Below are 13,969 nucleotides of genomic sequence, written 5' to 3' on the forward strand. Positions count from 1 at the left end.
CGAGCGGCCTGCAGGCAAGGCGGACGGAGCACAACCACCGCAACGTACTTGCGGTACGTGAGGATGGTGAGCACCGCCCAACGCGGCATGAAGGACGCGCAGTAGCTTCATCAGTTGCGAACGGGCTTGCCGGTGTTGAGCATGCCCAAAATGCGTTCGTGGGTCTTGGGCTGGCCAATCAGGTGGCAGAAGGCCTTGCGCTCCAGCGCCAGCAGGTACTCCTCGGTCACCATTGAGTTGGCTTCCACTTCGCCGCCGCACACAATCTCGGCAATCAGCGTGGCGATCTTGAAGTCGTAGGCGCTGATAAAACCGCCGTCACGCATGTTGACCAACTGCGCCTTGATGGTGGCTATGCCGCTGCGGCCCGCCACGGGGAACAGGCGCTTGAGCGGTGGGCGCCAGCCGCCTGCGGCCATGCTCTTGGCTTCGTTGATGGCGGTGAACAGCACCTCATCTTTGTGCGGCACGATGATGTCGGAATCCAGCAGGTAGCCCAGCTTGCGCGACTCAATCGCAGACGTACCGACCTTGGCCATGGCCGCAGCCGTAAAGCCTTCGGTCAGGAAAGGCAGGATGTCTTTGCTGGTGCTGCTCTTGGCATTCTCAGCAGCGCGACGGGCAATATAGGTCAAGCCGCCAGCACCGGGGATCAGGCCTACGCCCACTTCCACCAGGCCAATGTAGCTTTCCATGTGCGCCACACGGCGGGCCGAATACACCGCCAGCTCGCAGCCGCCGCCCAGTGCCATGCCGTGGATCGCAGCGACTACCGGCACCTGCGCGTAGCGGATGCGCAGCATCAGGTTCTGCAGCTCGCTCTCGATGCTGTCGATGGCATCGGCGCCACCGATCAAGAAGGCGGGCATGGTGGCTTCCAGATCGGCACCCACGCTGAACGGTGCATCGCCGGACCAGATCACCATGCCTTGGAAGTCTTGTTCGGCCGTATCCACAGCTTCCATCAAGCCTTCCATGACTTCGGGGCTGATGGCGTGCATCTTGTTCTTGATGCTGGCGATCAGAATATCGCCATCCAGCGTCCAGGTACGCAGCGCCTTGGATTCGAACAGCGTGGTGCCTGCCGTCTTCCAGTCAGGCAGGCTGGTTTCACCCAGTAGTTTTTCAGGGAAAAGCTGTCTTTCGTAGACGGGCAGTACGCGGCGCGCTACAAATTTGTTTTGCGTAGGGCTCCATGAGCCTTCGGCGGTATGCACACCGCCAGCCTGGGCCACAGGGCCTTCGAACACCCACTTGGGCAGCGGTGCGTTGCACAGCGCCTTGCCAGCGTCGATGTCTTCCTGGATCATCTGCGCCACTTCCAGCCAGCCCGCTTCCTGCCACAGCTCAAACGGGCCCTGCTTCATGCCAAAGCCCCAGCGCATGGCCTGATCCACATCGCGCGCCGATTCGGCAATGCTTTCCAGATGGATGGCGGCATAGTGGAACCCGTTACGCAAAATGGCCCACAGGAACTGGCCAGGTGCGCCTTCGGCGTTGCGCAGCAGTTTCAGGCGCTCGGCAGCGGGCTTTTTGAGCATGCGCGCATACACCTCGTCGGCCTTGCCACCGCCGGGGATGTAGTCTTCGCTGTCCAGCTCGAACTGCAGAATGTCGCGGCCCACCTTCTTGTAGAAACCGGCCTTGGTCTTTTGGCCCAAGTGGCCCAGCTCAATCAGCTTGGCCAGCACGGGGGGGGTACCAAAGCTGCCGTAGAACGGATCGGTCTCGGCGCTCAAAGTGTCTTGCAGCGTCTTGATGACGTGGGCCATGGTGTCCAGACCCACCACGTCGGCGGTGCGGAAGGTGCCCGAGGAGGCACGGCCCAGCTTCTTGCCGGTCAGATCGTCCACCACGTCGTAGGTCAGGCCGAAGTTCTCGACCTCCTTCATGGTCGACAGCATGCCGGCAATACCGATGCGGTTGGCAATGAAGTTGGGGGTGTCTTTGGCGCGTACCACGCCCTTGCCCAGACCGCTGGTGACAAAGGCCTCCAGCTGGTCCAGCACCTCAGGATTGGTGGTGGGGGTGTTGATCAGCTCCACCAGCGGCATGTAGCGCGGTGGGTTGAAGAAGTGGATGCCGCAAAAACGGGGCTTGATGGCTTCTGGCAGCGCTTCGCTCAGCTTGGTGATGCTCAGGCCCGAGGTGTTGGAGGCCACCAGCGCGTGCTTGGCAATGAACGGTGCGACCTTGGTGTACAGATCGAGCTTCCAGTCCATGCGCTCGGCAATCGCCTCGATGATGAGGTCGCAGCCCTTGAGCAGCTTCAGGTGTTCTTCGTAGTTGGCGGGCTGAATCAAGTCCGCATCTTCCGCCACGCCAATCGGCGAGGGCTTGAGCTTTTTCAGATTGGCAATCGCCTTTTCAGCGATGGCACTCTTGGAGCCTTCCTTGGCCGGCAGGTCAAACAGAATGACCGGCACCTTGACGTTGACCAAGTGCGCGGCAATTTGCGCACCCATCACGCCTGCGCCCAGCACGGCGACTTTTTTCACATTGAATCGGGACATGAGATGTTCCATGGAATGCAGACCCGCTAGGCCTGCACGGCGCCCCACCAGGATGGCACCGTGCAGGCTGGGTCAGCGTTGTTCTTCTTTAGACCGCCAACACCACCCTGGATACGTCGTTGCTTTGCCTTGTCGTACGCTGCTACGGCCTGCGGCTTCGCACCCCGTCTTCAAGGCAAATCTTCGATTTTCTGGGTGGTGTTATTGGCTCTTACTGCACGCGCACCCAGGTTTGGGTGCGCCCAAAGGGGCCGATGGAACCACGTACTTCCAGCTTCTTGCCGCCTTCCACCGGGGTCAGGCGCAAGGTGTAGGTCTTGCCGTTTTCAGGGTCGAGGATCTTGCCGTCTTCCCACACGGTTTTGCCTTCGGCCTGCTTGGCGCCGCGGATGATTTCCAGACCGACCATGGGAGCGTTTTTGCGGTCATCCGTGCACTTGTCACACACCGCATGCGGATCGGCACCTTCGCGCAACAAGCGCTCCACCTTGCCAGTCAGCACACCACCCAGGTCAGAGATGCGCACCTCCGACTTGGGCGCACCGGTTTTTTCATCCAAGCTCTTCCACAGACCCACGGGGGTCATCTGCGCCATGACAGGCACAGAGAACGCTACAAACATCAGAGCTGCTAGCGCTTTATTCATCAAAACCTCCGTATCAAAGAATTTCACATTGAAGGAAATACGTGCGCCGGCAGCTACTTAATTCAGAGCAGCATCGGTATCCATCAACACCTTGCTACCCGCACGGGCGGTGCGCATCAGGGTGACGGTCTCAGGGAACAACTTGGCAAAGTAAAAGCGCGCGGTCTGCAACTTGCCAACGTAGAACGGATCGGTGTTGCCTTCGGCAATGGCACGCAACGCCACCTGCGCCATACGGGCAAACAGGTAGCCAAACACCAGGTGACCGGCCACGCGCAGGTAATCCACCGACGCAGCGCCCACTTCGTCAGGGTTTTGCATGCCCTTGAAGCCGATCTCAGTGGTGAACTTGGTCATCTGGTCGCCCAACATGGCGATGGGGTTGATGAATTCGGCCATCTTTTCGTTGACGCCCTCTTCTTCCACCAGTTGCGCCACCAGCTTGCCAAATTTCTTCAACGTCGCGCCCTGGTTGCCCAGCACCTTGCGGCCCAGCAAGTCCAGCGCCTGCACGCCGTTGGTGCCTTCATAGATCATGTTGATGCGGTTGTCGCGCACATACTGCTCCATGCCCCACTCTTTGATGAAGCCGTGGCCGCCAAACACCTGCTGGCAGGCGGTGGTGGAGATCCAGCCGTTGTCGGTCAGGAAAGCCTTGACGATAGGGGTCAGCAGCGCCACCAGCTCACCGCTGTCATTGCGCACTTTTTCGTCGGGGTGGTTCAGTTCTTTATCGATCAGCAACGCGCAGAAGGTGGACAGCGCGCGGCCGCCTTCTGCATAGGCCTTGGCCGTCAGCAGCATGCGGCGCACATCGGGGTGCACGATGATGGGGTCGGCAGGCTTGTCCTTGGCTTTGGTGCCCGAGAGGCTGCGCATCTGCAGGCGGTCTTTGGCGTAGGCCAGGGCGTTCTGGTAGGCCACTTCGGTCAGACCCAGCGACTGGTTGCCCACGCCCAGGCGCGCTGCATTCATCATCACAAACATGGCTTGCAGGCCCTTGTTGGGCTGGCCCACCATCTCACCCACCGCGTCTTCCATCACGATCTGCGCGGTCGCGTTGGACTTGATGCCCATCTTGTGCTCCAGGCCACCGCAGTAAATGCCGTTGCGGCTGCCCAGGCTGCTATCCGCATTCACATGGTACTTGGGCACCACAAACAGGCTGATGCCCTTGGAGCCAGCCGGTGCATCGGGCAAACGTGCCAACACCAGGTGCACGATGTTGGAGGTGAAGTCGTGCTCACCTGCCGAGATGAAGATCTTGTTGCCCGTGATTTTGTAGGTGCCATCGGCCTGGGGCTCGGCCTTGGTGCGCAGCAGGCCCAAATCCGTGCCGCAGTGGGGTTCGGTCAGGCACATGGTGCCGGTCCACTCGCCACTGGTCAACTTGGGCAGGTACTTGGCCTTGAGCGCATCGGAGCCGTGCGCGTGCAGGGCTTCATAGGCACCGTGCGACAAGCCCGGGTACATGGTCCAGGCCTGATTGGCGCTGTTGAGCATTTCGTACAAGGCCGAGTTGATCGCAAACGGCAGACCTTGGCCGCCGTATTCCGGATCGCACGACAGCGCAGGCCAGCCGCCTTCCACAAATTGCTGGTAGGCCTCTTTGTAGCCCTTGGGCGTGGTCACTTCGTGCGTGGTTTTGTCCAGCTGGCAGCCCTCTTCGTCACCGCTGATGTTCAGCGGGAAAGTGACGTTGGCCGCGAACTTGCCTGCCTCTTCCAGCACGGCATTGATGGTGTCGGCATCCACCTCAGCGTGCTTGGGCAATGCCTTGTACTCGTCTTCCAGATGGAAGACTTCGTGCATCAAAAATTGCATATCGCGCAAAGGCGGGTTGTAGCTGGGCATGGTGTGTCTCCTGGTCTAATCAGTAATAAAGTCGTGAAAAATTCAAGCCTTGGGGGTGGCTGCAGCACGGTCACCGCAGCGCTGCAAAATGTGTTCAAAGCCAGTTAAAGCGCGCTGCAAGGCGCCAGCGCTGCGCAAAAAGCGCGCTTCGTAATGCAGGACCAAAATCAGGCCGTGAATTTCAGAAAGAATTTGGTCCGCATCGGCATCCACGGGCAGGTCGCCCAGCTCTTTGCACTGCTCAATCGTGCGGCGCAGCGCGGCATGCCAGGTGCCGACCGAATTGACCAATGCTTCCCGCACCGGGCCGATGTTGTCTTGAAACTCGATCGCACCGCTGATATAGATACAGCCGGAATCCAGCTCGATGGTTGTGCGCTTCATCCAGTTGTCAAACAATGCGCGCAGGCGCGGCAAACCCCGTGCGACCTGCATGGCGGGGTAGAACACCTCCTGCTCAAAACGCTGGTGGTATTCACGAATCACAGAAATCTGGAGTTCTTCGCGTGAGCCAAAATGGGCAAAAACGCCCGACTTGCTCATTTGCGTCACTTCAGCCAGACCGCCGATCGAAAGGCTTTCCAAGCCGTTGTGCATGGCCAGCTGCAAGGCCGCATCAATGATGTGCGCCTTGGTTTGGAGCCCTTTGGCAGAGACGCGGTGTCCCGTCGCCGCGCCGCGTTGCTTAGGCACCAGCGAGGAAGAAGTGGGAACCGTAGGGAAAATGTGTGGGGTCGAAGGCATGCATCACCAATAAAAACGAACGTTCGTTCTTTTTTAATCGTAAAAACATCCCCTCGCTTTGAGCATTGGTGCTAACCCTTGGCTTGGTGAGATTTTTCAACGCTACTTGAAGCAGCCATTCATAGCGCCATAAAAAAAGGGTGACAGCATGGCTGTCACCCTTGGAGCATCAGTAGATGCAGTGGATCAGTACGGCACCACTCAGATCATCATCGCCAAGCTGGCATCCAGGTGCTCGGTAGGTTGACGGCGAAAGCCGGTGCGAACAAAGCGCTGCAAGCGGCCCTGCACGAACGACATCAACACGCTGGCGGCCACTTGGGCATCCACCGTAGGCATGGCAGAGCCAAGAGCGCCTGCAGCAGGGCGCAGGCACTGGCGCAGCGTGGACTCAATCCGGTCAAAGAACTGGTTCATGCGCGCTTGCAGGCGGTCGTGCTCCAGCAGCAGGGCATCGCCCACCAGCACACGCACCATACCAGGGTTGCGCTCACCAAACTGCAGCACCAAAGCGACGATGCGCGCGGCACGGCGGGCTCCGTCTTCGGGGGTGTATTCCAGGGCTTCGCCGTCGCGGCCCGCCACTTGCTGCACGAGCGAGAACACCGATTGCTCGATGAAGTCGATCAAGCCTTCAAACATTTGGGCCTTGCTGGCGAAATGGCGGTACAGCGCCGCCTCGCTGACGGAAAGACTGGCGGCCAATGCGGCCGTGGTGATGCGGTCGCTGCCGGGCTTTTCCAGCATGGCTGCCAGTGCCTGAAGAATCTGCTCACGACGCTCACCAGGTTTAGGGCGCTTGCGCGTGCGGGGTTGCTCCTCCAACGTGGCGTTAGCAACTACAGTCTCGGCTGTTTTGGTCAGAGGGCTCAGAACTTCAGATACGGACATAAGGCAAGCAAATCAACAGATAAATCGATTCATTCTCTCACAGAGAATTGTGGAAGTAACCGTTTGTCAGATCAACCGAATCGGAAGTTATCACTCCCCAAATAGCAGTTGAACTTTCATTCCGGCCTCGTTGGCGCCTTTACCGAAATACAAGGCGGCGCCGTGTTCTTGTGCTATTTCTTCTGCAATAGCCAGGCCCAGACCCGTGCCTTCCGCTGGCGCACCGGGCAGGCGATAAAAGCGCTGCGTCAAGCGTGTGTACTCACCCACAGGCACACCGGGGCCATCATCTTCGACTTCGACATAAGCGCGCACCTGCCGCTCATCGCCAACGTGTTTACCACAGCGTAAGGTGACCTGGCCGCCGGGGGGCGTGTATTTGATGGCATTGTCCAAAAGATTGCTGATTAATTCGCGAAGCAGCCATTCGTGGCCACTTACGTGCGCAGATTCGGCCTCCAGCCCTAGATCCAAACTTTTTTCCAGCGCGCTGTCCAGAAACGATTCCAGCAGCGTTTCGCACAGGCTTTTCAAATCCACTCGCTGGGCTGCTTCGCCTTGCCCCAGTCGGCTGTCCACGCGCGACAGCGCCAGCAGCTGGTTGGCCAACTGTGTGGTGCGGCGCGAAGCCTGGCGCAGTTGGTCTACCTGCTGTGCGGGCAGATGGATGGTTTTCTCCGGCGCTGCATGCGCCATCAAGGCCCAGGCTTCCACCTGCGACTGCAAGGCAGCCAACGGTGTACGCAGCTGGTGCGCCGCATCGGCAATAAAGCGCTGCTGGGCGTTGCGCTCTGCATGGGCACGCGCAAACAGACGGTTGAGCGCCTCGGCCATGGTTCGCACCTCCATCGGGTCTTCAGGCGCAATCGCAATTTGCCCCAAATCTTTGGGCGAGCGCGCCTGCACGGACTGCGCCAAGGTAATCCACGGCGCCAAGGCATTGCGTGCGGCCAGATGTGCCATGGCGGCCAGCAGCAGCAACATGACCAGCGCTGGCAAGGCGGCCACCAGCACATCGCCCCAATGCGGCGACTGCCCCGGGTATGCCGCAATCTGTGCCGCCACGCTGTAACCCAGCCACACCGCGGCCGCCAGCAGCCCCAAGACGGGTAGCAACATGGGCAGCAGCAAGGCCACCAAACGCTTGCGAACCAGCAGATGCATGGGCTTCATCAAATAAAAGAGCTGGTTGCGCTTGATTCACTGAGACTTCAGATACTTTTCTATTTGAAATCCTTGATTAATCAGCGCTAGCAGCTATAAAAGTTGCAAAAAACTAATTGGCTGCAGTTTCTGCCTGCAGCAAATCTAGCCGGTAGCCAAAACCCCGGATGGACCGCAGTGCCACGCCGTGGGGCTCCAGCTTGGCGCGCAGGCGCGAGACATACACTTCCACGGCGTTCGGTGTGATCTCTTTGTCCCAGCCCGTCAGCGCCTGCAGCAACTTGTCTTTGCTGGCGGGCTTGGGCGCGTGGATCAGCAAATACTCCAGCACCGTCCATTCACGCGGACCCAGGTCAATGCTTTGCAATTCACCAGCGCCTTCTTCGCCGCCCGTCCATACGCCTACGCTGTGCGCGGCAGTATCCAGCGCTAAAGGCCCAAAACTGAGCACCGCACTATTCGCAGCCTGCGAACGGCGCAGCAGTGCACGCAAGCGCGCCAGCAGCTCGGGCAACTCATAGGGCTTGACCATGTAGTCATCCGCCCCCAAATCCAGCCCTCGCACGCGGTCGTGCAGCCCATCGCGCGCCGTGAGCATCAAGACCGGCATGCTGGCGCAAGCCATGCCTTTGCTGCGCATGCGGTGCAGCAGCTCCAGCCCATCCATGCCAGACAGGCCGATATCCAAAATCGCAATATCAAATGACTCTTGCGCCAGCACCTCCAAGGCACGTTCCGCACTGCTGACCCAGTCCACAGCGTAGCCCGCATCGGTCAGCCCGAGCTTCATGCCGCTGGCCACCATCAAATCGTCTTCAACCAGCAAAAGCCGCATTCCAAGTCCCCTTATGCGCGCCTTTTTCTCTATCAGGCGCTGCACTTGCTTTTGAGCCGCTCATACCCCACCCAGCAAATCTTGGATTTGCGATGGAGACGAAACGCGAAACCGCCTTCAATACCAAAGTATGTCCAGGCAAAGTCACGACGCATCCAGGGTGGTATGTGCGGGTCTTCGATGGTGCAATCCGCACGCGGAACTGCCTCCCCGTTTTCAGCAGCCATATTAGTGAGTTTTTGTCACTGCCGTGACTATTTGGAATTTGGGCCGTCCATGAAAAAACGCTGAGGCTTGGGGCGCTCAGCGTTTTTAACAATGCATGAACTCAATCAGTGGCTGCGGATCATGGTGCCGTAAGCCTGATCGGTAAGGATCTCCAGCAGCATCGAATGCGGCACACGACCATCAATGATATGCACCGCGTTCACACCCGCCTTGGCAGCATCGAGCGCACCGCTGATCTTGGGCAACATGCCGCCAGAGATGGTGCCGTCGGCAAACAGACCATCAATTTCACGCGCGGTCAGATCGGTCAACAAATTGCCGCCCTTGTCCAAAACGCCGGGGGTATTGGTCAGCAACACCAGTTTTTCAGCCTGCAGCACCGTCGCCAGCTTGCTGGCCACCACGTCGGCATTGATGTTGTAGCTCTCGTTCTCTTCGCCAAAGCCGATGGGGCTAATCACCGGAATGAAGGCATCATCTTGTAGCGCCTGCACCACGCTGGGGTCAATCGCCACAATATCGCCCACCTGCCCCACATCATGCTCGATGGATGGATCTCTGTTATCCACCATCTTCAGCTTCTTGGCGCGAATCAGCCCCCCATCACGCCCCGTCAAGCCCACGGCCTTGCCGCCTGCCTGGTGAATCAGGCCCACGATGTCCTGCTGCACTTCACCGGCCAGCACCCACTCCACCACTTCCATGGTCTCCGCGTCGGTCACTCGCATGCCCTGGATGAATTCGCCCTTCTTGCCCAGTCGGTTCAGTGCGGTTTCAATCTGCGGCCCCCCGCCATGCACCACCACCGGGTTGATCCCCACCAACTTCAAAAGCACCACGTCTTCCGCAAAGTCCGCCTGCAGCGCAGGATCGGTCATGGCGTTACCGCCATACTTGATGACCATGGTCTTGCCATGGAACTTGCGGATGTAGGGCAGCGCTTGAGCGAGGATTTCAGCTTTGTCGCGGGGGGTGATGTGGGTGAGAGTGGTCATGAATATCAACGCCTGAGCTACAGGACGTGTGCAAGTTAAATATGGAAAAGGCCGCTGATGGTAGCGGCCTTGCTCATAGAGTAAATTTTGCCTCAACTAAATCGAGGATCAAGCCATTACAGTGTTTCTCTGCGTACCTCTGCAGCAGGCGTTGCCTGCATGAGCTGCTGCGTGGTGGTGGAACCCAAGCGCTGCTCATCTGCTGCATGCGATCGTACATAGCCACTGACCAACTGCTTCAGCACATCATTGATCGCATCCGCATCCGCAGCTTTCGCAGCAGCACGCAAAGTCAACAGATGCGGCAATAACTGATCCCACGTCAAAAACTGCTCATGGGCTTTCATGATCCGAGGGTGTGCCGTCGCTTCTGGGTTGTCACCGATCAGCAACTCTTCATATAGCTTCTCACCAGGGCGCAGGCCCACCACCTTGATTTCAATGTCTCCGGAAGCATGGGCATCATCCTTGACCGTCATACCCGACAGACGAATCATGCGCCGCGCCAAGTCGACAATTTTGACGGGCTTACCCATGTCGAGTACGAAGACATCGCCCCCCTCTCCCATGGCGCCAGCCTGCAGCACCAATTGCGCAGCTTCCGGAATGGTCATGAAATAGCGCGTTACCTCGGCATGCGTCACCGTCAACGGCCCACCTGCACGCAATTGGCTGCGAAACAGCGGAACCACACTGCCGCTGCTGCCTAATACATTGCCAAAACGCACCATGCAAAAGCAGGTCTGGTTGCGAATCGGCGCAGACACGCCTAGCGGCTGCTCATCCACAGGGGCGTAATCCACCATCTTCGCACTGGCCAAAGCCTGCAACGCCAGCTCTGCCATACGCTTGCTGGCCCCCATGACATTGGTGGGGCGCACCGCTTTATCGGTGGAGATCAGCACAAAGTGGTCCACACCGCTTTCCATAGCTGCACGCGCCACGTTGAGGGTGCCAAACACATTATTCAGAATGCCTTCCGAAGGATTCGCCTGCACCATGGGCACATGCTTGTAGGCCGCCGCATGGTAGACCGTGTGCGGCTGGTGCCTCTCGAAAATGGCGCGCAATCTGCGCAAATTCCGGATGCTGCCCAACTGCGGGTGTATCTCCACCCTCAACTGCTGCTCCTTGCACAGCAGTTGCAGCTCTTGGTGGATGGCATAGAGCCCATACTCGTTGTGCTCCACCAGCACCAGCTTTTGCGGCTGCTCTCGCACAATCTGGCGGCACAGCTCGCTGCCAATACTGCCCCCAGCGCCTGTGACCAGCACCACCTTGCCAGCCAAGTTCTTGGCCAGCAACTGCGGATCAGGAGCTACCGGGTCGCGGCCCAGCAGGTCTTCGATGTCCAGCTCCTGGAAATCCGACACCGAAACCTTGCCCGAGGCCAAATCCAGCATGCCCGGCAAGGAGCGCACATGCACAGGCAACAGTTGCAGCTGGTCGATAATTTCGCGGCGACGCTGGCGCCCCAACGAAGGAATGGCCAGCAGGATGTCGGAAATCCTGTGCTGCGCCACAAAATCTGCAACAGCAGTTGGCGAAATAATCGGAACCCCATGGATGGTGCGGCCAACTTTGCCCTGGTCATCATCGACAAAGCCGCGCACAGAAAACTCACGCATCACATTCAGGGCAGATGCAGTTTGGACACCTGCCTCACCGGCACCGTAAATCAGCAAATGCTTCTTTGTGGCCCGAGGACTCTCAGAATCCGTCACCCCTGAAAGCCAGTAGCGCGCCAGAATTCGCCAGCCCCCGGCAAGCAGCAAAAACAAGATGGGCTGAATCAGGCCAATACTGCGCGGCACGCCATCCCAGCGCAACCACAACAAGAGGGCAAAAAAGACGATGCCATAGATGGTCACGGCCAGCGCTGTCGCCACCACGGCGGGCATACCGGCGTAACGGAAGATGGCCCGATACAGGCCCATGCGCACAAAGATAGGCACAAATAGCACAATCGCTAAACCATACACATAGCCCTGCTCTAAAACAGGCCCACCTACTTGATCTATCCGAAGATAGAACGCCAGCCAGACCGCCACGAGTGAAACACATACATCGGCGATGAAAACCACAATTTGCTTGGTCAAGCGCGGCAGCTTGAGCAGTGGCACCGCCAAAGCATTTAACGGCATGCTTTTTCCATCACTGCATGGATTGCGGCGCAGGTCTGCTGTACCTCAGCCTCGGTCAAAGTGGGGTGCACCAAGAACATCAAGCTGGCGTCACCCAGTTCCTTGGCATGCGGCAACCGATCTAAAGGCCTCCAACCCGTGCCATCAAAAGCCTTTTCCAGATACACCTCCGAGCACGAACCTTGGTAACAAGGCACGCCCAGCGCATTGATTTCCGCGACGATACGATCCCGGCTCCAGCCATCGGCAAGCTGATCAGGCCTGACATAGGCATAGCATTTGTAATGTGCATGCACAATGTTTTCAGGAATTTCGGGCACCCTCAGTGCAGGGAACTGACGGCATGCAGCAAGAATGCTCATCGCATTGCGCGTTCGCAGGGCCGACCACTCCGGCATGCGTTTGAGTTGAATGCGCCCGATCACTGCTTGCATTTCCAACATGCGCCAATTGGTGCCAAAGCTCTCATGCAGCCAACGAAAACCAGGGGCGTGTTCTCGCTCATACACAGCCGCATAGCTCTTACCGTGGTCTTTGAAGCTCCACATAGCACGCCACAACATTTCGTCGTTGGTGGTGACCATGCCCCCCTCACCACCTGTGCTCATGATCTTGTCCTGGCAAAAGCTCCACGCACCCACATGGCCAATGCTCCCTACGCTACGGCCTTTGTAGCGTGCACCATGCGCCTGGGCACAGTCTTCAATCACCTTTAGGCCATGCTGCTCAGCCAGCGCCATGATGGGATCCATATCGCAAGGCCAGCCAGCCAGATGCACACAGATCACTGCGCGGGTTTTCGGTGTCAGCACCCGGGCGATGGTGGCCGCGCTGATATTGCCGCTGTCGGCCTCCACATCCGCAAAAACAGGTGCAGCACCAGCATTGACAACGCAAGAAATGCTGGCGATGAAGGTGCGCGGCGTCACCACAACTTCATCCCCCGGGCCAATCCCCATCGCTTTCAGCGCCACATCCAGTGCCAGCGTGCCATTGGCCAGCGCCACGGCATAACGGGCTTCGGCCCAAGCGGCAAACTCTTTTTCAAACGTGCGGCACTCCTGGCCTGTCCAGTAATTGACCTTGTTGGACAACAGCACCTGCTGCACGGCGGTGGCCTCTTCGGTAGTAAAGCTGGGCCAGGGGGAGAAAGAGGTGTTAAGCATGGCTAAGAAAATTTTTTAAAACATGAACTGCAAATGCAGTTTGCATATGGGATTGAGGTCAATTTGACTAATTTCTTTCCAATACTCTTGCAGGATTACCGACCACGGTCGTGCCAGGCGGCACACTTTTGGTCACCACGGCGCCCATACCGACGACCGCGCCCCGGCCAATCACCAGCGGCTTGCCAGGCCCCCCTTGTTTAAGCACTGCACCCGTACCGATATAGGCATGGTCTTCAATCACCACATTGCCATTGCACTGCACCCCTGGGGCAAAGGTAACGAAATCACCCACCACACAGTCATGCGCGACATAACTGTAGAGATTGGCATGGAAACATTTGCCAATCCGTATATTGCTGGTCAACGTCACAAAGGGGCTAAGGATGGCCCCCTCCCCCAGTTCCACGGCGTCCATGCGCACGGTATTGGCCGCCGCCACACTCCAGGGCAGCACACCATCGGCAGCACAGCGCTGTGCCAGCTTTTCTCGCACGGCACTATTCGCAATTGCCAACACTACATGACGCTGGCGCACAGGCGTGGCCAGAAACTGCGCATAAGTTAACAGCCGTTGGCCATTGAGCATCGCTGGCCCAGGTGCATCATCCACAAAAACCAGTTGATCCAGCCCCACCCCAGCCTGCGCTAATTGCTGGCGTGCCAGAGGCATTACTTCGCGACCATAGCCACTGGCACCATAGACAGCAAACAAATCTTGTGGATGCAAACCCGACTCCTTTTTAAATATTGATAGCTTATATCGCTTACCCTGAAAGGGGAATCAGC

General features: G+C 58.3%; 11 protein-coding genes. All 11 read right to left on the minus strand.

All coding sequences use genetic code 11. The annotated features are described in order from the left end of the window. Positions 1–110: 110 nt before the first annotated feature. Positions 111–2,513 (minus strand): 3-hydroxyacyl-CoA dehydrogenase/enoyl-CoA hydratase family protein, encoded by a 2,403-nt coding sequence (locus B3R00_RS07290; protein ID WP_286998360.1) that lies wholly within the window; start codon positions 2,511–2,513, stop codon positions 111–113. A gap of 211 nt (positions 2,514–2,724) precedes the next feature. After that, a complete protein-coding gene (locus B3R00_RS07295) occupies positions 2,725–3,159 on the minus strand; it encodes a DUF2147 domain-containing protein (protein ID WP_286998361.1) in 435 nt (144 codons plus the stop codon). Between the two features lie 57 nt (positions 3,160–3,216). Continuing rightward, complete coding sequence (locus B3R00_RS07300; protein WP_286998362.1) at positions 3,217–5,013, minus strand: acyl-CoA dehydrogenase C-terminal domain-containing protein; 1,797 nt, start codon at positions 5,011–5,013, stop codon at positions 3,217–3,219. A 42-nt stretch (positions 5,014–5,055) separates the two neighbouring features. Next, complete coding sequence (locus tag B3R00_RS07305) at positions 5,056–5,757, minus strand: TetR/AcrR family transcriptional regulator (protein WP_286998363.1); 702 nt, start codon at positions 5,755–5,757, stop codon at positions 5,056–5,058. Positions 5,758–5,958: 201 nt separating this feature from the next. Further along, positions 5,959–6,648, minus strand: coding sequence for a nucleoid occlusion factor SlmA (slmA, locus tag B3R00_RS07310; RefSeq protein WP_219162808.1), 690 nt, complete (start codon positions 6,646–6,648; stop codon positions 5,959–5,961). 90 nt (positions 6,649–6,738) lie between these two features. Then, entirely contained in the window at positions 6,739–7,812 is a 1,074-nt protein-coding gene (locus B3R00_RS07315; RefSeq protein ID WP_286998364.1) for an ATP-binding protein, read from the minus strand. A 112-nt stretch (positions 7,813–7,924) separates the two neighbouring features. Continuing rightward, positions 7,925–8,647 carry a response regulator transcription factor gene (locus tag B3R00_RS07320; protein WP_286998365.1) on the minus strand — a complete coding sequence of 241 codons (723 nt, stop codon included), beginning with the start codon at positions 8,645–8,647 and terminating at the stop codon, positions 7,925–7,927. A gap of 332 nt (positions 8,648–8,979) precedes the next feature. Then, positions 8,980–9,870, minus strand: a complete 891-nt coding sequence (argB, locus tag B3R00_RS07325) for an acetylglutamate kinase (protein ID WP_219162811.1) — start codon at positions 9,868–9,870, stop codon at positions 8,980–8,982. Positions 9,871–9,986: 116 nt separating this feature from the next. Further along, the gene (locus tag B3R00_RS07330; RefSeq protein ID WP_286998367.1) at positions 9,987–12,014 is read right to left on the minus strand and encodes a polysaccharide biosynthesis protein; all 2,028 of its coding nucleotides are present in this window, start codon (positions 12,012–12,014) and stop codon (positions 9,987–9,989) included. Next, complete coding sequence (locus tag B3R00_RS07335; protein ID WP_286998368.1) at positions 12,005–13,180, minus strand: DegT/DnrJ/EryC1/StrS family aminotransferase; 1,176 nt, start codon at positions 13,178–13,180, stop codon at positions 12,005–12,007. The genes B3R00_RS07330 and B3R00_RS07335 overlap by 10 nt, the downstream gene beginning before the upstream one ends. A gap of 67 nt (positions 13,181–13,247) precedes the next feature. Then, positions 13,248–13,910, minus strand: coding sequence for an acetyltransferase (locus tag B3R00_RS07340; RefSeq protein ID WP_286998369.1), 663 nt, complete (start codon positions 13,908–13,910; stop codon positions 13,248–13,250). Positions 13,911–13,969 lie beyond the last annotated feature (59 nt).

The sequence above is a fragment of the Comamonas sp. UBA7840 genome (assembly GCF_002501455.1).
Taxonomy (GTDB): Bacteria; Pseudomonadota; Gammaproteobacteria; order Burkholderiales; family Burkholderiaceae_C; genus Comamonas; species Comamonas jiangduensis.

Bases quoted from the DNA above. Each gene is read 5' to 3' on its own strand.
- B3R00_RS07290 (WP_286998360.1), bottom strand. From the start codon at position 2,513: ATGTCCCGATTCAATGTGAAAAAAGTCGCCGTGCTGGGCGCAGGCGTG.
- B3R00_RS07295 (WP_286998361.1), bottom strand. From the start codon at position 3,159: ATGAATAAAGCGCTAGCAGCTCTGATGTTTGTAGCGTTCTCTGTGCCT.
- B3R00_RS07300 (WP_286998362.1), bottom strand. From the start codon at position 5,013: ATGCCCAGCTACAACCCGCCTTTGCGCGATATGCAATTTTTGATGCAC.
- B3R00_RS07305 (WP_286998363.1), bottom strand. From the start codon at position 5,757: ATGCCTTCGACCCCACACATTTTCCCTACGGTTCCCACTTCTTCCTCG.
- slmA (WP_219162808.1), bottom strand. From the start codon at position 6,648: ATGTCCGTATCTGAAGTTCTGAGCCCTCTGACCAAAACAGCCGAGACT.
- B3R00_RS07315 (WP_286998364.1), bottom strand. From the start codon at position 7,812: ATGCATCTGCTGGTTCGCAAGCGTTTGGTGGCCTTGCTGCTGCCCATG.
- B3R00_RS07320 (WP_286998365.1), bottom strand. From the start codon at position 8,647: ATGCGGCTTTTGCTGGTTGAAGACGATTTGATGGTGGCCAGCGGCATG.
- argB (WP_219162811.1), bottom strand. From the start codon at position 9,870: ATGACCACTCTCACCCACATCACCCCCCGCGACAAAGCTGAAATCCTC.
- B3R00_RS07330 (WP_286998367.1), bottom strand. From the start codon at position 12,014: ATGCCGTTAAATGCTTTGGCGGTGCCACTGCTCAAGCTGCCGCGCTTG.
- B3R00_RS07335 (WP_286998368.1), bottom strand. From the start codon at position 13,180: ATGCTTAACACCTCTTTCTCCCCCTGGCCCAGCTTTACTACCGAAGAG.